At 68.5% G+C, this 23,689-nt stretch carries 23 protein-coding genes; 12 read left to right on the plus strand and 11 right to left on the minus strand.

Features of this window, described 5'->3' with window-relative positions:
* Positions 1–424 precede the first annotated feature (424 nt).
* The 5 genes from ABZ260_RS19835 (at position 425) to ABZ260_RS19855 (ending at position 6,412) form a co-directional block, all read left to right on the plus strand.
* Positions 425–1,426 carry an ABC transporter permease gene (locus ABZ260_RS19835; protein WP_355619465.1) on the plus strand — a complete coding sequence of 334 codons (1,002 nt, stop codon included), beginning with the start codon at positions 425–427 and terminating at the stop codon, positions 1,424–1,426.
* Positions 1,427–1,471: 45 nt separating this feature from the next.
* A complete protein-coding gene (locus ABZ260_RS19840) occupies positions 1,472–3,235 on the plus strand; it encodes an ABC transporter substrate-binding protein (protein WP_355619468.1) in 1,764 nt (587 codons plus the stop codon).
* Between the two features lie 77 nt (positions 3,236–3,312).
* Entirely contained in the window at positions 3,313–4,326 is a 1,014-nt protein-coding gene (locus ABZ260_RS19845) for an ABC transporter permease (protein ID WP_355619471.1), read from the plus strand.
* Positions 4,323–5,360 (plus strand): ABC transporter ATP-binding protein, encoded by a 1,038-nt coding sequence (locus ABZ260_RS19850; RefSeq protein ID WP_355619474.1) that lies wholly within the window; start codon positions 4,323–4,325, stop codon positions 5,358–5,360. Before ABZ260_RS19845 ends, ABZ260_RS19850 begins: the two co-directional genes overlap by 4 nt.
* Positions 5,361–5,395: 35 nt before the next feature.
* On the plus strand, positions 5,396–6,412 hold the full coding sequence (locus ABZ260_RS19855; protein WP_350919195.1) for a dipeptide ABC transporter ATP-binding protein: 1,017 nt from the start codon (positions 5,396–5,398) through the stop codon (positions 6,410–6,412).
* Between the two features lie 79 nt (positions 6,413–6,491).
* Here ABZ260_RS19855 and ABZ260_RS19860 read toward each other — a convergent pair whose 3' ends face one another.
* The 3 genes from ABZ260_RS19860 to ABZ260_RS19870 all read right to left on the minus strand — a co-directional run bounded on the left by ABZ260_RS19860 (position 6,492) and on the right by ABZ260_RS19870 (position 9,753).
* Positions 6,492–7,172 (minus strand): response regulator transcription factor, encoded by a 681-nt coding sequence (locus tag ABZ260_RS19860; protein WP_350919440.1) that lies wholly within the window; start codon positions 7,170–7,172, stop codon positions 6,492–6,494.
* On the minus strand, positions 7,172–8,374 hold the full coding sequence (locus ABZ260_RS19865) for a sensor histidine kinase (protein WP_355619478.1): 1,203 nt from the start codon (positions 8,372–8,374) through the stop codon (positions 7,172–7,174). Before ABZ260_RS19865 ends, ABZ260_RS19860 begins: the two co-directional genes overlap by 1 nt.
* 305 nt (positions 8,375–8,679) lie before the next feature.
* Complete coding sequence (locus tag ABZ260_RS19870) at positions 8,680–9,753, minus strand: NAD-dependent epimerase/dehydratase family protein (RefSeq protein WP_355619510.1); 1,074 nt, start codon at positions 9,751–9,753, stop codon at positions 8,680–8,682.
* Positions 9,754–9,832: 79 nt separating this feature from the next.
* On the opposite strand from ABZ260_RS19870, the gene ABZ260_RS19875 reads away from it, so the two are divergent.
* The 3 genes from ABZ260_RS19875 to ABZ260_RS19885 all read left to right on the plus strand — a co-directional run bounded on the left by ABZ260_RS19875 (position 9,833) and on the right by ABZ260_RS19885 (position 12,969).
* The gene (locus ABZ260_RS19875) at positions 9,833–11,143 is read left to right on the plus strand and encodes a zinc-dependent metalloprotease (RefSeq protein ID WP_355619481.1); all 1,311 of its coding nucleotides are present in this window, start codon (positions 9,833–9,835) and stop codon (positions 11,141–11,143) included.
* Positions 11,140–11,685 carry an NUDIX domain-containing protein gene (locus ABZ260_RS19880; protein WP_355619484.1) on the plus strand — a complete coding sequence of 182 codons (546 nt, stop codon included), beginning with the start codon at positions 11,140–11,142 and terminating at the stop codon, positions 11,683–11,685. The genes ABZ260_RS19875 and ABZ260_RS19880 overlap by 4 nt, the downstream gene beginning before the upstream one ends.
* A 327-nt stretch (positions 11,686–12,012) precedes the next feature.
* Positions 12,013–12,969 carry an endonuclease/exonuclease/phosphatase family protein gene (locus ABZ260_RS19885; RefSeq protein WP_355619487.1) on the plus strand — a complete coding sequence of 319 codons (957 nt, stop codon included), beginning with the start codon at positions 12,013–12,015 and terminating at the stop codon, positions 12,967–12,969.
* A gap of 21 nt (positions 12,970–12,990) precedes the next feature.
* On the opposite strand, the gene ABZ260_RS19890 is transcribed toward ABZ260_RS19885, so the two are convergent.
* The 3 genes from ABZ260_RS19890 to ABZ260_RS19900 all read right to left on the minus strand — a co-directional run bounded on the left by ABZ260_RS19890 (position 12,991) and on the right by ABZ260_RS19900 (position 15,029).
* Positions 12,991–13,572, minus strand: a complete 582-nt coding sequence (locus tag ABZ260_RS19890; RefSeq protein ID WP_350964067.1) for a hypothetical protein — start codon at positions 13,570–13,572, stop codon at positions 12,991–12,993.
* A gap of 14 nt (positions 13,573–13,586) precedes the next feature.
* Positions 13,587–14,102: a M48 family metallopeptidase gene (locus ABZ260_RS19895; protein WP_350922000.1), complete on the minus strand. Its 516-nt coding sequence runs from the start codon at positions 14,100–14,102 to the stop codon at positions 13,587–13,589.
* Positions 14,103–14,243: 141 nt separating this feature from the next.
* On the minus strand, positions 14,244–15,029 hold the full coding sequence (locus tag ABZ260_RS19900) for an enoyl-CoA hydratase-related protein (RefSeq protein WP_355554502.1): 786 nt from the start codon (positions 15,027–15,029) through the stop codon (positions 14,244–14,246).
* A gap of 212 nt (positions 15,030–15,241) precedes the next feature.
* Between ABZ260_RS19900 and ABZ260_RS19905 the strand changes: the two genes are divergently transcribed.
* Together ABZ260_RS19905 and ABZ260_RS19910 are read left to right on the plus strand one after the other, a co-directional pair.
* Positions 15,242–16,342, plus strand: a complete 1,101-nt coding sequence (locus tag ABZ260_RS19905) for a ThiF family adenylyltransferase (RefSeq protein ID WP_355619492.1) — start codon at positions 15,242–15,244, stop codon at positions 16,340–16,342.
* Positions 16,343–16,407: 65 nt separating this feature from the next.
* A complete protein-coding gene (locus ABZ260_RS19910) occupies positions 16,408–17,745 on the plus strand; it encodes an AarF/ABC1/UbiB kinase family protein (protein WP_355619495.1) in 1,338 nt (445 codons plus the stop codon).
* Between the two features lie 260 nt (positions 17,746–18,005).
* On the opposite strand, the gene ABZ260_RS19915 is transcribed toward ABZ260_RS19910, so the two are convergent.
* From ABZ260_RS19915 to ABZ260_RS19935, 5 genes are all read right to left on the minus strand, one after another.
* The gene (locus ABZ260_RS19915; RefSeq protein WP_355619498.1) at positions 18,006–18,200 is read right to left on the minus strand and encodes a hypothetical protein; all 195 of its coding nucleotides are present in this window, start codon (positions 18,198–18,200) and stop codon (positions 18,006–18,008) included.
* Between the two features lie 74 nt (positions 18,201–18,274).
* Positions 18,275–18,544, minus strand: coding sequence for a WhiB family transcriptional regulator (locus ABZ260_RS19920; protein ID WP_030910441.1), 270 nt, complete (start codon positions 18,542–18,544; stop codon positions 18,275–18,277).
* Positions 18,545–18,670: 126 nt separating this feature from the next.
* Positions 18,671–18,967 carry a hypothetical protein gene (locus tag ABZ260_RS19925; protein WP_350921985.1) on the minus strand — a complete coding sequence of 99 codons (297 nt, stop codon included), beginning with the start codon at positions 18,965–18,967 and terminating at the stop codon, positions 18,671–18,673.
* 115 nt (positions 18,968–19,082) lie between these two features.
* Positions 19,083–19,949 (minus strand): acyl-CoA thioesterase II, encoded by an 867-nt coding sequence (gene tesB / locus ABZ260_RS19930; RefSeq protein ID WP_350921983.1) that lies wholly within the window; start codon positions 19,947–19,949, stop codon positions 19,083–19,085.
* The gene (locus ABZ260_RS19935) at positions 19,946–22,009 is read right to left on the minus strand and encodes an ATP-dependent DNA helicase UvrD2 (RefSeq protein WP_355619502.1); all 2,064 of its coding nucleotides are present in this window, start codon (positions 22,007–22,009) and stop codon (positions 19,946–19,948) included. Before ABZ260_RS19935 ends, tesB begins: the two co-directional genes overlap by 4 nt.
* Positions 22,010–22,185: 176 nt before the next feature.
* Here ABZ260_RS19935 and ABZ260_RS19940 point away from each other — a divergent pair, with 176 nt between their 5' ends.
* Complete coding sequence (locus ABZ260_RS19940; protein ID WP_355619504.1) at positions 22,186–23,166, plus strand: alpha/beta hydrolase; 981 nt, start codon at positions 22,186–22,188, stop codon at positions 23,164–23,166.
* A gap of 58 nt (positions 23,167–23,224) precedes the next feature.
* A complete protein-coding gene (locus tag ABZ260_RS19945; protein ID WP_355619507.1) occupies positions 23,225–23,479 on the plus strand; it encodes a mycoredoxin in 255 nt (84 codons plus the stop codon).
* Positions 23,480–23,689: the final 210 nt, after the last annotated feature.

Consider the following 23,689-nt stretch of genomic DNA (forward strand, 5'->3'; position numbering starts at 1 on the left):
GCCCCGGCGGGCGGGGCGGGGCCGCGACGGCCGCCACGCAGCCGTTGCCCAAGCACAAGGCCGCGCCCGCGCCCGCCTCCGGGCCCGCCGCGAAGCCGGCCGCCGACGAGGACTTCTCCGATATCGAGGACATCCTCAAGCGTCGCGGGATCGGGTGACGCTGAGTAATCGGTTCATTCCCATGTCACGAATCCAAGACAGAAGCGGAACGGCTTCCGGACATTAGCTCCAAGATCAGAACGAATGAATTTCACGTGAATCACAGTTAAGCCACATAGCGCCCCAGAGGACTGGTCAGCGCAGTTCAGCCCATAGATTCTGCGCACGGGGCCACGAACTGCTGGCCCGTAGACTTACGGCGCGCTACCCGACCCGGGAAACGCGTTGACGGACAACGTCGTCTGGGATCCAGGGGGCCAACTGTATGACCGCACCGCTCGACGCCCCCGGTAAGACCACCGAGGTCTCACCGGAGGCAGTGCTCGCGGGAGCGGGCGTGAAGGCCGTCCAAGGCCGCTCGCTCGGGCAGATCGCATGGATGCATCTGAAACGCGACAAGGTCGCGCTCGTCGGTGCGGGCGTGGTCGTTCTGCTGATCGTCATTGCGATCTTCGCTCCGCTGATCGTGGACCTGTTCGGTCATCCGCCGAACGAGTTCCACCAGGAGATGATCGACACCTCCACCATGACGCCCAAGGGCGGCACGGGCATCAGCGGGGAGTTCCTGTTCGGGGTGGAGCCGGTCAACGGTCGTGACCTTTTCAGCAGGGTTGTCTACGGAGCGCGGATCTCGCTGCTGATCGCGGTCCTCGCCACCCTGCTCTCGGTGGTCATCGGCACCGTCATGGGCGTGATGGCCGGTTACTTCGGTGGCTGGGCCGACACCGTGATCAGCCGCACGATGGACGTCTTCCTCGCCTTCCCCCTGCTCGTCTTCGCGATGGCCCTGGTCGGTGTCCTCGGCCAGTTCGAGCAGAGCCTCGGGGTGAAGGGCGACACGCTGCGCATCGGCCTGATGATCTTCGTGATCGGTTTCTTCAACTGGCCGTACATCGGCAGGATCATCCGAGGCCAGACACTGTCACTGCGGGAACGCGAATTCGTCGACGCCGCCCGTAGCCTGGGCGCCCGCGGACCGTACATCCTGTTCCGTGAGATCCTGCCGAATCTGATCGCGCCGATTCTCATCTACGCGACGTTGCTCATTCCGACGAATGTCATGTTCGAGGCGGCGCTCTCGTTCCTGGGAGTCGGTATCCAGGCGCCCACGGCGACCTGGGGAGGCATGATCTCGCAGGCGGTGAAGTTCTACAACGTGCCGCATTTCATGTTCTTCCCCGGTATGGCGATTTTCATCACGGTGCTGGCCTTCAATCTCTTCGGCGACGGGCTGCGCGATGCCCTCGACCCGAAATCGTCCCGCTGACCCTCAACCTCCCGTTCTCCTGGAATTAACAAGGGGTGCAAGTAAATGAACAAGAGATCCGCACTGGCCTTCGCGGCCGCGGGTGCCGCTCTCTCCCTGGGGCTCTCCGCCTGTGGCGGCGGCGGCAGCGAGACGAAGCCGGCCGATGGTTCGTCGGCCGCGCCGGCGGCCGCGGACGCGTTCAACGCCGGACTCGAGGCGGTGTTCAACCCTTCTGACAAGAAGGGGGGCGTCCTGAAGCTGGCCATCTCCGAGGACTGGGACTCGGTGGACCCCGGTGACACCTACTACGCGCTCTCCTGGAACCTTGTCCGGATCTACGGTCGTTCGCTGGTGACCTACACCCCGGCTCCCGGTGCCGAGGGCCGCAAGCTCTCCCCCGACCTGGCCGAGAACCTGGGCGAGTCGAGTGACGGCGGCAAGACCTGGACCTACAAGCTCCGCGCCGGTCTGAAGTTCGAGGACGGCACGCCGATCACGTCCAAGGACGTCAAGTACGCGGTCCTGCGCTCCATGGACAAGGAGACGCTGGTCAACGGCCCGACGTACTTCAACGACTGGCTGGACCTGCCGAAGGACTTCAAGAGCGTCTACAAGACCCCGGACGTCAACACCGACTCCGCGATCGAGACGCCGGACGACCAGACGATCGTCTTCCACCTGAAGAAGGCCTACGGCGGCTTCGACAACTTCGCGGCCCTGCCCGGCACGATCCCGGTCCCCAAGGACAAGGACACCGGCGTCAAGTACCGCGAGCACGTGATGGCCTCCGGCCCCTACAAGTTCGACAAGGTCGAGGCCGGCAAGCAGTACACCCTGGTCCGCAACGAGCACTGGGACCCGGCGACCGACCCGATCCGCAAGGCGCTGCCGGACAGCTACGAGATCTCCCTCGGCGTCAACGCCGACGACCTGGACAACCGGATCCTCTCCGGCGACCTGCACATCGACCTCGCCGGCTCGGGCGTCCAGCCCGCCGCGCTCGGTCGCGTGCTGAGCGACCCGGCGCTGAAGGCCCGGGCGGACAACCCCACCGGCGCCCGCACCTGGTACACCTCGATCGTCTCCGACGTGGCCCCGCTGGACAACGTGGAGTGCCGCAAGGCGATCATCTACGGCGCCGACCGGGTGGGTCTGCAGAACGCCTACGGCGGCGAGTTCGCCGGCGGTGACATCGCGACCGGCCTGATGCCGCCGTCGATCGGTGGCTGGAAGAAGCTGGACCTCTACCCGACCGGCACCGGCGACGTGGAGAAGGCCAAGGCCGCGCTCGCCGCCTGTGGCAAGCCTGACGGCTTCGAGACCATCATGGCCTACCGCGCCGACCGTCCCAAGGAGAAGGCGACCGCCGAGTCGCTTCAGCAGGCGCTGGCCAAGGTCGGCATCAAGCTGGAGCTCAAGGGCTACCCCACCGGTGACTACTTCGCGCTCTACGCCGGCAAGCCGGACTTCGTGAAGAAGAACGGCATCGGCCTGGCCACCAACGGCTGGGGCGCCGACTGGAACGACGGCTTCGGCTTCATGTCGCAGATCGTCGACAGCCGCACCATCCGTGAGTCGGGTGGTAACTACAACATCAGCATCAAGGACAAGGAAATCGACGCGAAGATCGACCAGATCTTCACGGAGACCGATGTCGCCAAGCGTGACGCGCTCTGGGGCGAGATCGACCAGAGGGTCATGGAGCAGGCCTACGTGCTGCCCTCGGTCTGGTCCAAGGGTGTCCTCGTCCGCCCCCTGGGTGCGACGAACGTCTTCGTCACCGGCGCGTTCGACATGTACGACTACCTGAACCTGGGCGTCCAGTAACCGTCGGAAATCCTGTTCAGTTAGTCGAGGCTTGAAGGGGCCGGCCCACAAGGCCGGCCCCTGGAGCCGGGGGGACTGTGGTCACTTACATCATCCGGCGCCTGATCGGCGCGGTGCTCATGCTCGTCATCGTGAGCATGGTCACGTTCTCGATCTTCTTCGTGGTTCCCCGTATCGCGGGCGCCACGGCTGAGGACTTCGCCAGCCGTTACATGGGCAGATCCGCCGACGCGGAGATGATCGCGGTCACGGCGGAAAAACTCGGGTTCAACGATCCGATTCCCGTGCAGTACGGCCGCTGGATCTCAGGTGTCTTCGTCGGCTCGGAGTTCGACACCGGCGCCGCCATCGAGGAGTGCCCCGCTCCCTGTTTCGGTTACTCCTTCATCAAGAGGCAGCCGGTCTGGCCCGACCTGGTGGATCGCATCCCGGTGACCCTCTCGCTCGCCCTGGGCGCGTCGGTCATCTGGTTGCTCTGCGGCGTCGCGACAGGCGTGCTGTCCGCGCTGCGAAAAGGCACGGTCTTCGACCGGGCGGCGATGAGCATCGCGCTCGCCGGGGTCTCCCTGCCGGTCTTCTTCACCGGCATCGTCTCCCTCGTCGTCTTCAGCTACGGGTTAGGTATCACCGCGCCGGGCGGCAGCTTCACGCCGTTCCTGGAGAATCCGGTGGAATGGGCCTACAGCCTCCTCCTGCCATGGATCACCCTCGCATTCCTCTATGCCGCGTCCTACGCGCGTCTGACCAGGGCGGGAATGCTGGAGACCATGAGCGAGGACTACATCCGCACGGCCAGGGCCAAGGGCATGCAGGAGTCCAGGGTGGTCGTCAAGCACGGCCTGCGCGCCGCGCTGACCCCCATCCTGACGATCTTCGGTCTGGACCTCGGCCTGCTGCTCGGCGGCGCGGTGCTCACCGAGAGCACGTTCTCGCTGAAGGGCATCGGTGACTACGCCGTCCAGGCCATCGTGACGAACGACCTTCCGAAGATCATGGGTGTCACCATGGTCGCGGCGCTCTTCGTCGTGCTGGCCAGTCTGATCGTCGACCTGCTGTACGCGGTGGTCGACCCGAGGGTGAGGCTGGGATGAGCGCTCCGTCGAGCTTTCTCGAACTGAGGGACCTGCGGATCCACTTTCCGACGGACGACGGCCTGGTCAAGTCCGTCGACGGGCTCTCCTTCCAGCTGGAGCGCGGTAAGACGCTCGGCATCGTGGGCGAGTCCGGATCCGGCAAGAGCGTCACCTCGCTGGGCATCCTCGGCCTGCACAAGGGCGGCCGGGCGAAGATCTCCGGTGAGATCTGGCTGGACGGTGAGGAACTCGTCACCGCCTCCGCCGACCACGTCCGGACGTTGCGCGGCAAGAAGATGGCGATGATCTTCCAGGATCCGCTCTCGGCGATGCACCCCTTCTACACGGTGGGCGCGCAGATCGTGGAGGCGTACCGGATCCACCACCAGGTCAGCAAGAAGGTCGCGCGCAAGCACGCCATCGACATGCTGGGCCGGGTGGGCATCCCGCAGCCGGAAAAGCGCGTCGACAGCTATCCGCACGAGTTCTCCGGCGGCATGCGCCAGCGTGCGATGATCGCCATGGCGCTCTCCTGCGACCCGGAACTGCTGATCGCGGACGAGCCGACCACGGCTCTCGACGTGACGGTCCAGGCACAGATCCTGGACCTGATGCGCGACCTGCAGCGTGACTTCAACGCCGCACTGATCGTCATCACCCACGACCTGGGTGTCGTCGCGGAGTTGTCGGACGACATCCTGGTGATGTACGGCGGGAAGGGCATCGAGTACGGCACGGCGGAGGACATCTTCGAGCGGCCCGAACATCCCTACACGTGGGGCCTGCTGGGATCGATGCCACGTCTGGACCGGGAGCGGACCGAGCGGCTGCTGCCGATCAAGGGCACTCCCCCCTCGCTGATCAACGTGCCCACCGGGTGCGCCTTCCACCCGCGCTGCGCCTATGCCGACCGCACCGGAGGGAAGTCGAGCACCGAGGTGCCCGAGCTGCTCGAGAGCGACGGTGGCCATCTGGTCCGGTGCCACCTGCCCTACGAGGTCAGGCGGGACATCTGGGAGAACGAGATCAAAGTGAACCTGGAGTCCTCGTGAGCGAGCGAGACGCGCGTTCGACGAACGGAAAGTCTGTGACCGAGCCAATTCTGTCAGTGCAAGGGCTGGAGAAGCACTTCCCAGTCACCAAGGGCCTGCTCAAACGCCAGGTCGGTGCGGTCAAAGCGGTCGACGGGATCAGCTTCGACGTCCTCAAGGGGGAGACCCTCGGCCTGGTGGGCGAGTCCGGCTGTGGCAAGACCACGACGGGTCGCATGATCACCAGGCTCATCGAGCCGACCGGCGGGAAGGTCGTCTTCGAGGGCCACGACATCACTCACATGTCGCAGTCCAAGATCAGGCCACTCCGGCGCGACATGCAGATCATCTTCCAGGACCCCTACTCCTCGCTCAACCCCCGCCACACGGTCGGCGCCATCGTCGGTGCGCCGTTCCGTATCCAGGGGATCAAGACCGAACAGGGGATCAAGAAGGAAGTCCAGGACATCCTCGCCCTGGTCGGTCTCAACCCCGAGCACTACAACCGTTACCCGCACGAGTTCTCCGGTGGCCAGCGCCAGCGCATCGGCATCGCCCGCACGCTCGCGCTCAAGCCCAAGCTCATCGTCGCCGACGAGCCGGTGTCCGCGCTGGACGTGTCGATCCAGGCCCAGGTCGTCAATCTTCTGGAAGACCTGCAGAACGAGCTCGACCTGACCTACGTGGTCATCGCGCACGACCTGTCGGTGGTCCGGCACATCAGCGACCGGGTCGCGGTCATGTATCTCGGCAAGATCGTCGAGCTGGCGGACCGTAAGAGCCTGTACGAGTCGCCCATGCACCCCTACACCACCGCGCTGATGTCCGCGGTCCCCATCCCGGACGTCAAACGGCGTGAGGGGCGCGAGCGCATCCGCCTCCAGGGCGACGTGCCCAGCCCGCTCAACCCCCCGCCGGCCTGTCGCTTCCACACCCGGTGCTGGAAGGCCCAGGAGATCTGCAAGACCGTGGAACCGCCGCTGGCAGAGCTGGCGGCGGGCCATCAGGTGGCCTGTCACTTCCCGGAGAACGCCCCCAAGGAGCAGCCGCCCCTGCAGGCCGTCTCGGACTGACCGATCCCGGCCCAGGCCCGCGCACTCGCCGTGCTGACCGGCTGGTGCGCGGGCGCGCCCGTCCGCGCCGGTTGCCGGGTCAGGGAGGCGAGCCGGGGGTGATCAGACCGGTCTCGTAGGCGAGGACGACGGCCTGGACGCGGTCGCGCAGGCTCAGCTTGGTGAGCACGTTGCCGACGTGGGTCTTGACCGTCGTCTCGCTCACCACCAGTTCGGCGGCGATCTCCGCGTTGGACATGCCCTTGGCGATCAGCTTGAGCACCTCCAGCTCACGCTCGGTCAGCCGCTCCAGGCGAGTGGGGGTGGACTGCCGGTGGGTCGGCAGGTGTGCGCCGAACTTGTCCAGCAGCCGCCTGGTGATGCTCGGCGCGACGATGGCGTCGCCGGCCGCCACCACCCGGATGGCCTGTACCAGTTCCTCCGGCGGGACGTCCTTCAGCAGGAAGCCGCTGGCTCCGGCGCGCAGCGCCTCCACGATGTACTCGTCCAGGTCGAAGGTCGTCAGCACCAGCACCCGGGGCACGTGCGCACCTCCGGCGGCCTCCCGTACGATCCGGCGGGTCGCCTCGATGCCGTCCACGCCCGGCATCCGGATGTCCATCAGCACCACGTCGGGCAGCAGTGCCCGCGACTGGTCCTGTGCGGCCTTGCCGTCCCCCGCCTCACCGACCACGGTGAGGTCGGGTTCGGCCTCGAGGATCAGGCGGAAACCGGTGCGCAGGAGTGGCTGGTCGTCCACCAGCAGCACTCTGATCGTCATTATGTGTCCTTGAGGGGGAACCGGGCATCAACCTCGAATCCGCCCTCGGGACGTGGGCCGATCCTCAGAAGTCCACCATAGAGGGCAACGCGTTCGCGGATGCCCACCAGCCCGTGACCGGTCGCCCCCTCGCTCGTTTCGCCCGTTTTCTGGCCGAGGCCGTCGTCGGTGACCCGCACGGCCAGCTCGCCTGACTCGTGCCGCACCGTCACCCAGGCTCGTGCCTGCGGCCCCGCGTGCCGCAGGCTGTTGGTCAGGGCCTCCTGCACCAGCCTGTACGCGGCCAGGTCGACCCCGGGCGGCAGTGCCCCCGCGGTCCCGCGCTCGTCCTCGATCCACAGCTGTGTCCGCAGCCCCGCCTCGCGCATCTGGTCGACCAGGGCGGGAATCTCACGCATCCCCGGCTGCGGATTGCGCTCGGCGGGCGCCGCGTCGGTTCTGAGCACGCCCACGAGGCTGCGCATCTCCGACATCGCGGTCCGGCCAAGCTCCTCGATCGCCGACAGGGCCTCCCGGGCCCCCTCGGGGTTTCCGGCCAGCACCCGGCGTGCCGCGGCGGCCTGGACGGTCATCACGCTCACGTGATGGGCCACCACGTCGTGCAGCTCACGGGCGATGCGGGAGCGCTCCTCGGCCCTGGCCGCCCGGGTGTCGGCCTCCCGGATGTGCTCCATGCGCCGTGCCCGGTCGTGCAGCTCCGCCTGGTAGGCCCGGCGCAGCCGCACGTTCCGGCCGGCGATCCACAGGGAGACGGCGAAGACGACCATCAGCAGGTGGGTGCTCCACTCGCCAAGCCCGCCGCCGGCCGCCGCAGACAGGAAGTGGCCGGCCAGGGCCAGTGCGGGAGCGCACAGGCTGACCGCCAGGCCGCGCCGGACGGCGATCGTGTAGACCAGCACCAGGGCGGCGAGCCAGAGCAGGGAGGGGTTCCGTCCCGCCGCGGCCAGCGTGATCTCGATCAGGCAGACCAGACAGAGCAGCAGGAAAGGCCAGTGGCGGCGCAGCGCCACCGACAGGCAACCGGTCACGATCAGGGCGAGGCTCATCGCGTCCGGCTCCCCGAGACGGGCCGGATCGCCGAAAACCTGGGCGACGTGGGCGAAGGGAACCGAGGCGGCCGCCAGCGCCCCCCCGAGGAGCAGATCAGGGATCAGCGGATGCCCGCGGAACCAGGCCCGCAGGCTACCGATGGTGTTGCGCACACAACCAACTTAGGTGCCCTTCCTGCCCAGCCACCCTGCCACAGGCGGATATCCCCCTCATCCCCACGTAGGACAGCGCCGATTGCGACGCTGGCGCGTCGCGGTTCGGCCGCTGGGATCCGGCTCCTTCCCTCGTCGAGCGGGGTCGTTCGTTCCTCACGACCCCGCTCTCCTCAGTCCAGTCCCCGGCGCGGCCTCACGGGAAGTCCCCCAAGGGGAGGCATGGGGCACGTCCTCATGGGAGTCCTTGGTCCGGTTGTCGGCACGGCCCTGCGGGAGTTCGCTCGGGCTCCTTGGGTGGGCCGTCAGGGGCGGCGCTTCTTGCGGGCGGCGCGGACGATCGCCGCGGTGCCCAGGACGGCGACGGTGGCGCCGGCCGCGGTGAGCGTGGCCTCCTTGCCGGACAGGCGGCGGCCCACGACGGCGTGCCTGCCACCACGCAGCTCCAGGAGCTGCTCGAACGCGGCCTCGTTGGTCCACATCGGCTTCCAGCCGACCTCGCGCAGCGTCGCGCAGTCGACCACCCAGGGGTAGACGACGTAGTGCAGGTCGGTGGCCGGAGCCGGGGTGATGCCAAGGCGATGCAGGCGCTGGGCGGTTCCGAAGGTCAGCCCCGCGGGCAGTTCCAGCCGGCGCAGCCCGGAGATCTCCTCCACCTGCTCCTGCTCCAGCCAGCCCTCGCCTCCGACGGCCACCACCCCGGAGACCGTGCCGAGCGCCGCCATCTCAAGGACCGAGACCAGGTCGTCCACGTGGCAGAACTGCCAGCGAGGGTTGCATCCCTTGACGGTCAGCAGCCGGGGCGCCTCGAAGTGCCGGGTCACCACGCTGTCGACACCGGGGCCGACCACGGCCGCGGGTCTGACCACGGTCACGTCGAGACCGGGGTGGCTGCGCAGGGAGCGCCGGGCCAGTGCCTCGATCTCCAGATGGTCGCCGACCATGCCCGTATCCGGCTCGGCGGCGACCTCGGAACCCTCAGGCAGCGGGACGGGATTGTCGGGTACGGCTCCGTACACCATGGCGCTGGTGACCAGCACGACCCGCCGCACCCTCGCCGCGGCGCTGGCGGTGAGCACCGTCTGGGCCGCGCGCAGGTTGTAGGCGCGCCGCTCCGCGGGGTCGGCGTCGAGCGCGTAGTCACCGGCCAGGTGCACGAGCACGTCAATATCGGATATGCGGTTCGCCAAGAGCGGATCTCGAACATCGAGCACCCGCCATGTGACATCGGGCACATCGCCGCGCTGCTCGTCGATGGCCACAACCCTGCGGAAATCCGCAGACGAGGCGACCTTCGCGAGGAAAGCACGGCCTAGGCCCGAGGCGGCGCCGGTGACGGCGACGACAGGGGGCCGGGAGCGTTTCGAGGTAGGCACCAGGTCCTCACTTTGCACTGACCCGCCATGCGACGGATAACGTGGCGGATGTGGACTCCTCCATCCTGCACGAGGTAGAGCGGTGACTGACTTGCCAGGTCGGGAAAACGACCCCAACGACAATCCGTTCGCCATGTTCGGCGACCCGGAGCAGATCGCAGCGGCAATGCGCCAGTTCGCCGACATGCTCTCCGCTCCGCCGACCTCAGGTCCCGTCAACTGGGACATGGCGAAGAACATCGCACGGCACGTCGTGGTCGCCGAAGGCGATCCCAGTGTCATGGAGGGCGAGCGACGCCAGGTCGTCGACGCCCTGAATCTGGCCGACCTTTGGCTCAACGAGGCCACCTCCCTACCGAGCGGGGTGAGCAACCCTCAGGCGTGGAGCCGTTCGGAATGGATCGAGAAGACCGTCCCCGTCTGGCAGAAGCTCTGTGACCCGATCGCCGCCCGCATGGTCGAGACCATGAGCGGCACGCTCGGCGCCTCCGGTCTGCCCCCGGAGGCTCAGGCCATGGCCGGGCCGCTGATGGGGATGATGAAGCAGATGGGCGGCATGATGGTCGGCCAGCAGATCGGCCAGGCCATCGGCTCGCTCGCCCTGGAGGTGATCGGCGCCACCGACATCGGCCTGCCGCTGTCGGACAACGCCGCCCTGCTGCCCGGCGGCATCTCGGCGTTCAGCCAGGGTCTGGAGACCCCCGCCGAGGAGATCCGCCTCTATCTCGCCCTGCGCGAGGCGGCCCACCACCGGCTGTTCCAGCACGTGCCGTGGCTGCGCGCGCACCTGCTCGGAGCCGTGGAGGAGTATGCCAGGGGCATCACGGTGGACGCCTCCGCCCTGGAGGAGCAGCTCCGCGGGCTCGATCTCAACAATCCCGAGCAGCTCCAGCAGGCGCTGAGCGGCGGCAACCTGCTCAAGCCCGAGGAGACCGAGCGGCAGAAGGCCGCCCTGTCCCGGCTGGAGACCATGCTCGCTCTCGTCGAGGGCTGGGTCGGCACCGTCGTGGACGGCGCCGCGGACGGCAAGCTCCCCTCGGCGACGGCGCTGGCGGAGACCGTACGGCGCCGCAGGGCGACCGGCGGCCCCGCGGAGCAGACCTTCGCCACGCTCGTCGGCCTCGAACTCCGGCCCCGCCGCCTGCGCGAGGCCGCCACCCTGTGGCAGGCGTTGGAATCCGACCGGGGCATCGACGGCCGCGACGCGGTCTGGAGCCACCCCGACCTCATGCCCACCGCCGACGACCTCGACAACCCCGAGAGGTTCGTACGGGGCGAGCCCGAGCTCGACCTGTCGTCCCTGGAGGGATCTCTGCGCGAGCCTCCCGCCACTCCCGGCGAGGACGATGACAAGGGCGATGACAAGGGCGACGCAGGTGGGGGCGGCGCGTGAGCCTGCGCGCCGACGCGCGGGACGTGCTCACGGGGTGGACCGCGCCCACGGCGGAGGAGGAGATCCTCCGCAAGGAGTTCCTGGATCACGTACACGCCCATGAGGACGCGATGTGGCGCGAGTGCGTCACCGGTCACCTGACGGCCACGACCGCGGTGCTCTCCCACGACGGCGAGCGGGTTCTGCTGACGCTGCACCCCAAGGCCGGGATGTGGCTGCCCATGGGCGGCCACTGCGAGCGCGGCGATGTCTCCCTTGAGGCGGCGGCGATGCGTGAGGCCACCGAGGAGTCCGGTATTCCGGGCCTGCGGCTGCTGCCCGGCCCGCTGGCACTCGACCGGCACCGGGTCTGGTGCCATCCGCCGCACAGCAGCCATCTGGACGTGGAGTACGGCGCGGTCGCCCCCGCGGACGTCGAGGCCGTGATCAGCGCCGAGTCGCTCGACCTGCGCTGGTTCCTCGTGGACGAGATCCCCGAACTCTCCGACGAGGCGACCCGCCGCCTGGCCCGCCGCGCCCGCGAGGCCCTGCGCTCCGGTTGACCGGGAGCCCGACCCGGTACCGGCTCGGGCTCTTGCGGCTCGGTGCCACCGCGGCTCCGGATGGCTGGACGCTCGCCCTGTGCGGCTCGGCGACGAGCGCACCGGGCGGCGCGGTGGCCACCGGGGGTTCCCGGTCTCGGCGGCTTCCCGGAACGCATAGATTCCGATGAATCGGTCGATTTCCGGCCGTCTTCCGCGGGCGTTGGACCGTTTTATGCTTGTCTCACCTCTGCCTGGATATCTTCGTTCCCAATCAGGCTGTACAGAGCGGATCGGGGCACTGTGAGCGTAGACATCGCGGCTGACAGGAGCGCCAGAGGCGCGGTCGTGACGCCGCCGCGGCGCTGGAGGATCCCCAAATCCCTCGCCTGGGCCGCGGTGACGCCGTTCGCCGCCTGGGCGGTGGCCCGGGTGGCCGGACTCGAACGCGACTCGCTGACCACCCAGCTCATGACCGGTACCCCGTACGTGGCGGCCGCCTCGCTCGTACCGGTGCTGCTGTCCGTGCTGACCCGTAACCGGGCCGCGACGGCCGTCGCGCTGGTCACCACCGCGGCGCTCGGCCTCAGCGTGCTCCCCAGGGCCTTTCGCTCCGGGGATGTGGTGACGGGAACGCCGCTGCGGGTGCTGACGCTCAACACGCTGTTCGGGCATGCCGAGCCCGACGCCGTGATGGATCTGGTCCGGCGGCTGGACCCGGACGTGCTGAGCACCCAGGAGCTGACCCCGGGAATGGTCGAGAAGCTGGAGGCGGCCGGTCTTGGCGGCGTCATGCCGTACCAGGTGCTGGAGCCGGAGTGGAGCGCCGGCGGCAGCGGCCTGTACTCCCGGTATCCGCTGACCCCCAGGGAGAACCTGTTCGAGGCGATCGGGCACAACATGCCCGCCGCGCTGATGACCGTCCCCGGCGCCAAGCCCGTCGAGATCATCGACGTGCACCCCTTCCCGCCGCTGGGCAGGCAGGTGTACGACTGGACGGCGGCGCTGGACGCCCTGCCCTCCGCCGCGCCCGACACGATCCGCATCCTCGCGGGCGATTTCAACGCCAGCCTCGACCACGCGGCCATGCGCCGTTTTCTTGGCCGCGGCTATCAGGACGCGGCCGACAGCGCCGGAGAGGGGCTGACCCCCACCTGGCCGGTCAACAAGCGCGTCCCGCCGCTGATCACGATCGACCATGTCGTGGTGGACCGGCGGGTGGGCGTGAACGCGGTCAGCGTGCACAGCGTTCCCGGCACCGATCACCGGGCCGTCTTCGCCGACCTACGCCTGCCCTCGCTCTGACGGCTCGGGCACCCGGGCCGCTCAGGCCGAGAGCAGCGCCCGGGTGTTGTCCCAGCCTTCGAGGCCCGGGTCGAGGAGGTGGAGGTCTCCGGGAGCGCGCAGGCGATGCCAGCCGGGCCCCCTGGCGACCATACGGCTGCCGGGCGCCGAGGCACGGAGCGCCTTGACCGGGTCGAGGTCGTCGAAGCCCACCGAGGCCCAGCCCGGGTAGGGCAGGTGGGCGGCCAGCGCCACCGTGCCACCGCCCGCGGCAGGGCAGACGGCGATCCGTGCCCGGCCGAGTTCGCGGAAGAGCTTGCCGATGAGCAGCGGAGGCAGGTCGGGCGCGTCGGCGCTCAGCAGGACCGCCTGCTCGCCGTGGGGCAGGGCGGCGAAGGCCGCCTCGACCAGGGCGCTCCCCGAGAGGTCGGGGATCTCAACGACAGGGGTGCCCGGCCAGACGATCTCCTCCATGCCCGGTACGCTCGTCACCACGATCGGTGAGACGAAGTCGAGCCCGGCGACGAGTTCGTAGGTGTCCTCGGCGACGGCGGTCAGGAAGTCGGCGGCGTCGATTCCCGGCGGGGCCGCGTCCGCCACGGAGGGCGTGACGAGAACGGCCACCACTCGATCCTCTGTCACCATTCCTCCGCGGAGCCGTGGGCCGCCGTGGAGAATCCCTCCAGGAAGCCACGTGCCCGCTCGGCCTTGGGATATCGTTCCACGAGCGCCCAGAAGCGCGAACCGTGACTCGGCACCAGCAGGTGGACGAGCTCGTGCATGATCACATAGTCCACCACCCACGAGGGCATGCCTCTCAGGCGCGTGGAGATCCTGATGGTTCCGTGATCCGGAGTGCACGAGCCCCAACGGTGCTTCTGGTTCTCCACCCAGCGCACGCTCGACGGTTTCGCCTCCCCGCCCAGGTAGCGGGCCGACAGCTCGACGGCTCGATCGAGGAGGTCGTCGTCCGAGGGACGTCTGCGCTGCTCCTTGGCCGCGAGTCGATCGAGCATACGGCGCACCCACTGTTCCTCGTCGGTGCTACTCAGACCGGCGGGGAGGAGCACGATCGTTTTCTCACCGTCGCGGTACGCAGAAACCGTCCGCCGGCGGCGAGAACTTCGGCGGACCTCGACTGTCTCGGGGGGCACATATGAACGGTAGCCGAGAATGGCGAATTCACACCAGGGGGTAGAACACGTTCCCGCTGGTCAATCCCCGTTCACCGATTGTTCGGCGGGAGCGATCAAGCGTGGTCACAACTTATCTAATTAACCTGGATATCAGCCGTCTCACGCGTTGCCGAATCGCGGGACCCGCTGTTCTCGCTGAGCCGCCAGTCCTTCGAGCATGTCGTCGGAGGCCATGGTGACCGGCTGGGCAAGGGACTCCCAACGCAGCGCGGCGTCGAGGTCGGCGTGCCCGCCGCCCGCGAGGGCGACTTTGGTGAGCCGGGTGGCGATCGGCGCGTTGGCGGCGATCCGCGACGCGATGCCCAGTACCTCGGCCATCAGCGACTCGCGGGGAAACGCCCTGTTCACCAGCCCCGCGGAGGCCGCCTCCAGCCCTGTCATCGTCCGCCCTGTGAGCAACATCTCCCTGGCCACACCCACCCCGGCGACCCTGGGCAGCAGATAGGTGGCCGCCATGCCGGGGTGCAGGCCGAGCGAGGTGAAGGGGGCGAGCAGCTTGGCCTCCTCGGCGGCGTAGACCAGGTCACAGGCGAGGGCGAGGCACAACCCCGCCCCGACGGCGGCGCCGTTGACCGCGGCGATGGTCGGCACCTCCAGATCGGCGATCGTCAGCCAGGTCCGGTAGAAGCCGAGCATCCGGTCGCGTAGGGCGGGGATGTCCTCGGTCCTCCGCTCCGCGAGCCAGGACAGGTCTCCCCCGGCGCAGAACGCCTTCCCCTCTCCGGTGACGACCACGCACCGCAGATCGCGGTCCGCCGCGAGGCCGGCGACGGCCTGCCGCCACCGGGCGGTCATCGCGTCGGTCATCGCATTGCGCAGGTCAGGGAGGTTCAGGGTGAGCACCGCGACACCGTTCTCCCGCCGATCAATCAAGATCTCGTTCATGCCGGGGAGCGTAGCCCACGGCGTTTTCCGCCCGGCCGCCGAGGGGCCTGCCGGGAAACCCTGCCCGGCGGAAGTTGTCCACAGGACAGGAGTTATCCACAGGCGGCGGGAAAGACGTCCGGGAGCCCGCGGGGGCATGGCACGCTGGCACGCCCGGCCAGCCTGCTCACCGGCTCTCCCGCAGGCTGCCCCCTTCGAGGAAAGGCACCCTGATGCGACCACGCCTGAAGCCCGCGCTGCGCCGCGTCGCCCGTGACCGACGCACCCTGCAGTTCGGCCTGCATCCCCGGCACGCGGTGGTGCTGAGCGATCTGGAGCCGGAGGTCCGCCGCTGGGTGGAGAGTCTCGACGGCGTAAGGGATCTCGCGGGCGTGCTGGCCGGCGCCACCGACGCGGGTCTCGGCGAGGAGCGCGGCCGGACCCTGCTCGATCTGCTGGTCAGCCGGGGGGTGGTGGACGACGCGGCGGCGGGTCCCGGCCCGCTGCGCGCGCTCGTGATGGCCGAGCGCGACCGGCTCCAGCCCGATCTGGACGCGCTCTCCCTCTCCCCCGGCACGGTCGACGGAGGGCTTGCCGTGCTGGAACGCAGGCAGCAGGCCCGGGTGCGGGTCTACGGCGCGGGCCGGGTGGGCGCGCAGGTCGTCGCCCTGCTCGCCGCCTCAGGGGTCGGCCACATCTGCGTCGTCGATCCCGGTACGACCCGGCGACGGGATGTCGTCCCCGGCGGGCTCGGCTGGACGGAGGTGGGGATGAGCAGGCAGGACGGTGCGGTCGCGGTGGCCAGGAGGCTGGCGCCCGGCCTCACGGCGTCGACCGGCGACGGCGCCGCCCAGCTGGCCGACGGAGCCAGGCCACCCGACCTGGCGGTGCTCGCTCCGGTGGTGCCCCTGGACGGCCTCCTGGTCAGGGAACTCGTCGAGTGGGGGATCCCACATTTGCTGGCAACCGCCTTCGAGGCCTTCGGTTCGGTCGGTCCGCTGGTACTACCTGGACGGAGCACGTGCCTGCACTGCCTAGATTTGACGCGACGCGATCGCGACCCCGGCTGGCCCATTGTCAGTGCGCGCCTGGGCGGCTTCCCCGCAGGGGAGATCGCGTGCGGGACGACGCTGTCCACGCTGGTGGCGGCATCGGCCACCGGTCATGCGCTTGCTTGGATAGACGGCCGTGAACCCGTTGTGACAAACAGCACAATGGAAGTATTGCCAGATTGGACGTGGAAAAGGCGATCCTGGAGTGTTCATCCTCAATGTCGTTGCTTCCGAAACGAGTTGGGTTCGCTAACAATGGTCGCGTCGGCTACCTGCCGCTGACGGACAAGCACAGCGAAGGGAGGGAGCGGCGTCTCGCTGTAACGGGGGACACGCCGCTAACCGAGGTGAGTGACCTTCCGCGTCGCGCCGTTGCGCGCTCTGCAAAGCTGGCGGCCCTTCCCATCGGGTTCGCCGGCCGTACCGCTCTCGGCCTCGGGAAACGGATCGGCGGCAAGTCGGCCGAGATCGTCGCCCAGGAAATCCAGGAACGCACCGCCGAGCAGATCTTCAAGGTTCTCGGAGAGCTCAAGGGCGGGGCGATGAAGCTCGGCCAGGCGCTGTCCATCTTCGAGGCGGCACTGCCCACCGAGATCGCCGGCCCCTACCGTGCGACCCTGACCAAGCTCCAGGACGCGGCTCCGCCGCTTCCCATCACGACCGTGCACAAGGTTCTCGTCGAGCAGTTGGGGGACGACTGGCGGGAGAACTTCCAGTCATTCGACGACAAGCCCACCGCGGCCGCTTCGATCGGGCAGGTGCACAAGGCGGTCTGGCACGACGGCCGGACGGTCGCGGTCAAGATCCAGTATCCGGGAGCGGGAAAGGCCCTGCTCTCCGACTTCACCCAGCTGGCCAGGCTCGGCAAGCTCTTCGGGGTGCTACTGCCCGGTCTCGACATCAAGGCGGTCCTGAGCGAGCTGCGCGAGCGGGTGATCGAGGAGCTCGACTACCTGCGCGAGGCCGAGGCGCAGCACGCCTTCGCCCAGGAGTTCAAGGACGACCCCGACTTTCTGATCCCGGATGTCATCGCCGCCAACGAGCAGGTGCTCGTCTCCGAATGGGTCGACGCCACCCCGCTGTCACGGATCATCACCGGCGGCACCCAGGAGGAGCGCGATCGGGCCGGGCTCCAGCTCGTCCGGTTCCTGTTCTCCTCACCGGCCCGGCTGGGCATGCTCCACGCCGACCCCCATCCGGGCAACTTCCGGATCCTCGACGACGGCAGGATGTGCGTGCTCGACTTCGGCGCGGTCAACCGGCTGCCCGACGGATACCCGCCGCTCTTCGGGAAGCTGACCCGCATCTTCAACAACGGCGACATGGAGACCGTGGTCCGGGGCCTGCGTGACGAGGGGTTCATCCGCCCGCACATCGAGATCGACACCGAAGCCCTGCGGGCTTTCCTCGCCCCCTACGTCGAGCCGACCTCCGTGGAGGAGTTCTCCTTCAGCAGGGAGTGGCTCCAGCAGCAGGCCGCCATGGCCACCGACCTGCGTCCGGGCAACGTGGTGCGCCAGCTCAACCTGCCCGTGTCGTACGTCCTCATCCATCGGGTGCACACGGCGGGGATCGGCGTGCTCTGCCAGCTCGGCGCCACCGCCCGTTTCCGCCAGGAGGTCATCCGCTGGGTCCCCGGATTCGCCGACGAGGATACGGGAGAGCCCACCCTCGCCAGCGCCTGACCGGAGACGACCCGGCGAGACGCGTAAGGGGCGGTTCGGCGAGGCCCATGAGCGGCGACCCGCCGAACCGCATGAGTGGCGACCCGGCGAGACCAGTGCAGGGCGGCCCCCGGTAAAACGCATAAGTGGCGGCCCGGCGAGACCCGTGCAGGGTGCACCGTCGAGACGCGTGAGGGGTGGCCCGCCGGAGCGGGTCACCCCTCATTCATCTGCCGTGTTCCGCGGTGCGTCCGTTATGCGTCGCCGCCGATCCGCACGGATCAGACGAGGCGTAGGAGCGCGGTGCGCAGGCGCGCCGAGGCGCGTTCCGCACCACGCTGGGCGCGTTGGAGACGTTGAAGTCCGGCGGCCCTGCGATGCTCCTCCGCCTCGCGGTGGAGGGTCCGTATTCGGTCACGTACCAGTTCTTCTTGTATAGACGGCAGGTCGAGTCCCGTGGTGTTGAAGTAGCTCATCGGAGTGGTCCTTTCGGGAACGTGTGATTCCTGGTTGATCGAGTTCTCGGTGGTCTGGGCGATGACCGGATTGTTCAGGCGGCGACCGGGTTCTTACGCGGACGTCCGCGCGGACGCTTCCGGGGGACGATCGCCCCCCGCAGGACGAGCTCGCCGCCCCAGACTCCCCATGGCTCCTCGCGCTCCAGCGCGCGGGCCAGGCAGGCCTGGCGGATCGGGCAGCCTCCGCAGAGCGCCTTGGCGAACTCCACATCCTCCGGAGACTCGGCGAACCACAGGTCGGGGTCGGTACGACAGGGGATTGTGGCTTCGTCGATCAGGTCCATGACCGTCTGGGCCCCCATCTGTTTCACCTCTCAGCTAGGTGTTGATCTTCGGCTACCTCTTGGGTGGGGGTCAGGAATGACGCGGACAAACAAGAAGGCCGCGGATCCTGGTGCGGATCCGCGGCCTGAAGGCTCTTTCCTCGGTCAGATTATGACCGGAGGATGCCTCCAGGGTTGCGGACCGCGCAGTCCACCGTTTCCGATGTGCTTGGTCGTTGCTGCGTAGCTGGCGCCCACAAGGGTCGGGACGGCCGGGGCCTCTGTCGCGAAAGCGATCAGGGCGGACCGGCGGTCGGCCTCGACCCAGAAGCGGGCAGGGTTGTCCTGCAGAACCGGAGCTGCCGCGCCACGGGCGAGGGAGACCTGGCTGCCGCAGGGCAGAACGGTGTTACGGCGCACGGAAGCGAGCCCCATCTGGGACGACATCAGGATGTTCTTCACAGCGGACTCACCTCCATTCGTGGATCGTCGGACAGGAACGTCCGACTTGCTTGACCATGACCCTAAACCCGGGCCACCAGAGCGGGCAACATATTTTCTACCTGCGACTTTGCGACTATCTCACGCGGATCATCGCCTCCTGCACTACCGACACGGCCAGTTCCCCGGACCGGGTGAACATCTCGCCCTTGGCGAGCCCGCGAGCCGCCCCCGACCACGGCGACTCCTGAGCATAGAGCACCCACTCGTCCACCCGGATGGGGCGGTGGAACCACATCGCGTGGTCCAGCGAGGCGCCGGAGACATTGGAGGCGCCCCAGGCCAGGCCGTGGGCCAGCAGCACGGTGTCGACCAGGGTGAAGTCGGAGGCGTAGGCGGCGAGCACCACGTGCAGCAGCGGGTCGTCGGGCAGCTCCGCCTCATAACGGAACCACACGTTGGTGTTCGAACCTCGAAGCTCCGGGTCGCGATGGGCCTCCCAGGTGAGAGGGGTCACATAGCGGGCGTCCACCGGCCTGGGCCTGGACGCCCACTCGCGTATCAGTGAGTTCGTCCCCACGATCTGGAGCATCCGGTCCCGGTAGGACGGCAGTTCCTCAGGATCGATCACCTGGGGCATCGTGGCCGCCTGGTGCTCGACGCCGGTCTCCTGCACGTGGAAGGAGGCCGACATGGTGAATATCGCCTTGCCGTGCTGGATGGCCACCACCCGCCGGGTGGTGAAGGAGCGGCCGTCACGGACCCGCTCCACGTTGTAGACGATCGGGATGGCCGGATCTCCCGGGCGGATGAAATAGGCGTGCAACGAGTGGACGTCGCGGCCATCGGGCACCGTCCGCCCCGCGGCGACCAAGGCCTGCGCGGCCACCTGACCACCGAAGACACGCTGGATACGCTCCTCGGGACTGCGTCCCCTGAAGATGTCGAGCTCGATCTGCTCCAGGTCAAGCAGGTCCAGGAGCTCCTTTAACGCCTCGTTCACGCGCCCTCCGTATGGTTTGCGGCGGCACGGCACAGTTCGAGCACCGCTTCACCGTAACGCTCCAGTTTGACGCGTCCGATTCCCGTGATCGTCAACAGGTCCTGTTCGGAGACCGGTGCCCGCTCGGCGATGGCCTGGAGGGTGACGTCGGTGAAGACCGCCCACTGCGGGAGCTTCTCCTTCTTCGCGACTCCCGTACGCCATGCCTTCAGCGCTTCGAGCAGTGCCTCGTCGTAGTCCGCGGGACAGGCGGCACACCTGCCGAGCTTCTGCTCGGCGGCGGCCATCAGGGTCTTCCCGCAGATCCGGCAGCTGATCGGCGCGGCGACCGCGCGGCGATCAGCCGCCGCGGGTGTGCGGCTCCGCTGCGTGGCACGACCGGTCAGCCCGTCCAGGAATCGGGAGGGTTTGCGGGAGCGCCTGCCTCCCGGCGAGCGCGCCAGCGCCCACGACAGCCCCAGGTGGGCGCGGGCGCGGGTGACACCGACGTACAGGAGGCGACGTTCCTCCTCGATCTGCTCAGGTGTCTCCGCATAGATGATCGGCAGCATGCCCTCGGTGACGCCGACCAGGAAGACCGCGTCCCACTCCAGGCCCTTGGCCGCGTGCAGCGAGGCGAGGGTGACCCCCTCGACCGGCGGCGCGTGCTGCTCGCTGGCCCGGCGCTCCAGCTCCGCGACGAAGGCGGGCAGGTCCGCGCCCGCGGCGGCGAGGTCCTCGGCGAGGTCGGCCAGGGCTTTCAGCGACTCCCACTTCTCGCGGGCCTTGCCTCCGCCGGGTGCCTCGGGGGTGAGCCCGATGCCGGACAGGATGTGGTGCACGGTCGAGGTGAGCGTGTCGCCGGGTTCGGCGGAGCGTGCGGCGCCGCGCAGCAGCACGACCGCCTGGCGGACCTCGGGGCGCTCGAAGAACCGGTCGGCGCCGCGCAGCACGTACGGCAGGCCGGCCTTGCTGAATGCCTGCTCGTACGCCTCGGACTGGGCGTTGACCCGGAACAGCACGGCGATCTCACGGGTCGGCACGCCGCCGGTGACGAGTTTCCGCACTGCCCGCGCCACCCCCTCCGCCTCGGCGGTCTCGTCGTCGTACTCGGCGAAAACCGGTTCGGGACCGTCCGGACGCTGGGCGATCAGGGCGAGCTTGTGCGGGGTCCTCGCCCGGTCGAGCACCCGGTTGGCCAGGGAGACGACCTGGGGGGTGGAGCGGTAGTCACGGACCAACTTGATCACGGTGGCGTTGGGGTACTCGACCGAGAAACCCGTCAGGTAGCGAGGCGTGGCTCCGGTGAAGGAGTAGATCGTCTGGTTGGGGTCGCCGACCACGCACAGGTCGTCGCGCCCGCCGAGCCAGGTGTCCAGCAGCAGCTTCTGCAACGGGTTGACGTCCTGGTACTCGTCGACCACGAAGTAGCGGTACTGCCTGCGGATCTCATTGGCCACCTCGCGGTGCTCGGTCATCACGGCCGCGGTGAGCTCCAGGATGGTCTCGAAGTCGACCAGGTGCCGGTCGCGGCGGAGGGTCTCGTACATCTCGTAGAGCCGGGAGACCTCCTCGGCCGGTACGGGCGAGGTCCGGCCGGCCTTCTTCGCGGCCTCCGCGTAGTCCTCGGGGCCGATCTGGGTGACCTTGGCCCACTCGATCTCGGAGGCGATGTCGCGCAGTTCCGAGCGGTCCTGGTTCTTGCGCAGGGAGCGGCAGGCGTCGATCAGCAGCGGCAGCTTCGACTCGATCACCCTGGGCGGGTCGCCGCCGATGACCCGCGGCCAGAAGTAGGTGAGCTGACGCAGTGCGGCGGCGTGGAAGGTGCGCGCCTGCACGCCCGGCGCGCCGAGCTGGCGCAGCCGCTGCCTGAGCTCACCGGCCGCGCGTGTGGTGAACGTCACCGCCAGCACACCCTGGGCGTCGACCACCCCGTTGTGGACGGCGTGCGCGATGCGATGGGTGATGGCACGGGTCTTGCCCGTCCCCGCGCCGGCAAGGACGCAGACCGGTCCCCGGACGGCTTCGGCCACCTCACGCTGCTCCGGATCCAGTGCCGCCAGAATGTCGTCGGGCCTCACAGAGCCTCCTTACAAGCAGTCGAACGGACCGGGCCGCAACATCCTCCCAGGCTCTGGCCAAACCTCGCTCATTCTGGCAACATGCCGCCTTCACCCTGTATCGATCACCGAGATGCATAAAGTGGGCCTTTTGCCCCACAATGAGGTGCGACTGGTTCCGGGGAAGGAAGAGGCCCGTGCGAAGTTGGGTAACCGTGGGTGCGCTCGCTCTGGCGGCGACGGTGGTCGGACCCGCGGTGGTGCACACGACCGCGTCCGCACACGCGATCTCAGCACCGACCCAGGTCGGCGGCGGAAAGGCGGGCAAGGTCACCCCGACACCGGCTCCGACGCCGGCTCCGACGCCGAGCACAGGAGCCGCCCCGCTGGTCCAGGGCACCCTTGTCGAAACCGTGGCCTACGGCCGGCACGTGCGCCAGCGCATGGACGTCTGGTACCAGCCCGACGAGCTGAAGCGGCCGGGCGTCTTCCTGGTCCACGGCGGCTGGTGGTCCTCGGGTGACAAGAAGTACATGACCGAGGTGAGCCGTAGCTACGCCGAACAGGGCTACGTGGTCTTCAACATCAACTACCGTCTCTCGGGCGACGCCTCCTGGCCGGCCCCGCGCACCGACACCTTCGGTGCCATCGCCACCGCGCGGCGGCACGCGGCGCGCTGGTCCTTCGACCCGAACAACTACGTGGTCGTCGGCTTCTCCGCCGGAGGCCATCTGGCCACCGCCGTCGGCACCTACAAGAACGGCCTGCCCGGCCTGCGCGGTGTGGTCGGCATCTCTCCGGTGATCTCCCCGCTCACCGCGTACACCGAAGGCATCGGCACCCTCGACCCGAACAAGCGCAAATTGCGCGATTCAGCCATCAAGCTCGCCGGGGGCTGCGAGCCCACCGGCAAGTGCGCCAGGGTGTGGACCAGCATGGAGGTACCGTGGCACGCGAGCCGCGGCGACGCGCCCATGCTGATCGTGCACTCGTCGGACGAGTTCGTGTCGGCGGAGCACAGCAGGCAACTCAAGGAGCACCTGCAGCAGGTCGGCGTGCCGGTGACGGTGCTGACCGAGCAGGGCATCGAGCACAGCGCGCCTCTTTACCGGCTGCCCGGCGTGGCGGAGCAGGTTCAGCAGTGGGTCGCGGAGAAGCTTCTCTCATCGGGAAGATGAAGAGCTCTCACTTTGTTGCCAATGGCGCCGAACATCACATGAGGGGATTTTTCACGACATGGCGCTGACTGTGTACACCACCACCTGGTGCGGCCCCTGCAAGCGGTTGAAGAGCCAGCTCAGCCGCGAGGGCATCTCCTACAACGAGGTCGACATCGAGAGCGATCCGGACGCCGCCACCTTCGTCATGAGCGTCAACAACGGCAACCAGGTCGTGCCCACCGTCGTGGTCGACTCCCCCACCGGCCAGATCGTCAGGACCAACCCCTCGGTGATCGAGGTCAAGCGCATCCTGGCGGGCGTGGGCGTGTAACCGTCCCCCCGCACCACCCGAGCCCCGGTTCCACCGAAAACCGGGGCTCCCACATGCCTGGCCCCGCACACCCGTGCACCGCGTACCGGTACGAGGGTCCGGGCCGGAGAACGTCTCGCGAAAGCCCCGAAGAGGGCACCCGTCATCGGCGGCCGCGCGGGCTCCGGCACCGGCTACACCGCGACCGGGCTGAGCCCCGACACCGCCTAC

It is taken from the genome of Streptosporangium sp. NPDC006013 (assembly GCF_040614275.1).
Taxonomy (GTDB): Bacteria; Actinomycetota; Actinomycetes; order Streptosporangiales; family Streptosporangiaceae; genus Streptosporangium.

Excerpts from the sequence above, each read along its gene's own strand:
- ABZ260_RS19905 (WP_355619492.1), top strand. The coding sequence starts at position 15,242 with ATGCGACCACGCCTGAAGCCCGCGCTGCGCCGCGTCGCCCGTGACCGA.
- ABZ260_RS19860 (WP_350919440.1), bottom strand. The coding sequence starts at position 7,172 with ATGACGATCAGAGTGCTGCTGGTGGACGACCAGCCACTCCTGCGCACC.
- ABZ260_RS19900 (WP_355554502.1), bottom strand. The coding sequence starts at position 15,029 with ATGAACGAGATCTTGATTGATCGGCGGGAGAACGGTGTCGCGGTGCTC.
- ABZ260_RS19915 (WP_355619498.1), bottom strand. The coding sequence starts at position 18,200 with ATGAGCTACTTCAACACCACGGGACTCGACCTGCCGTCTATACAAGAA.
- ABZ260_RS19840 (WP_355619468.1), top strand. The coding sequence starts at position 1,472 with ATGAACAAGAGATCCGCACTGGCCTTCGCGGCCGCGGGTGCCGCTCTC.
- ABZ260_RS19850 (WP_355619474.1), top strand. The coding sequence starts at position 4,323 with ATGAGCGCTCCGTCGAGCTTTCTCGAACTGAGGGACCTGCGGATCCAC.
- ABZ260_RS19945 (WP_355619507.1), top strand. The coding sequence starts at position 23,225 with ATGGCGCTGACTGTGTACACCACCACCTGGTGCGGCCCCTGCAAGCGG.
- ABZ260_RS19920 (WP_030910441.1), bottom strand. The coding sequence starts at position 18,544 with ATGGGGGCCCAGACGGTCATGGACCTGATCGACGAAGCCACAATCCCC.
- ABZ260_RS19835 (WP_355619465.1), top strand. The coding sequence starts at position 425 with ATGACCGCACCGCTCGACGCCCCCGGTAAGACCACCGAGGTCTCACCG.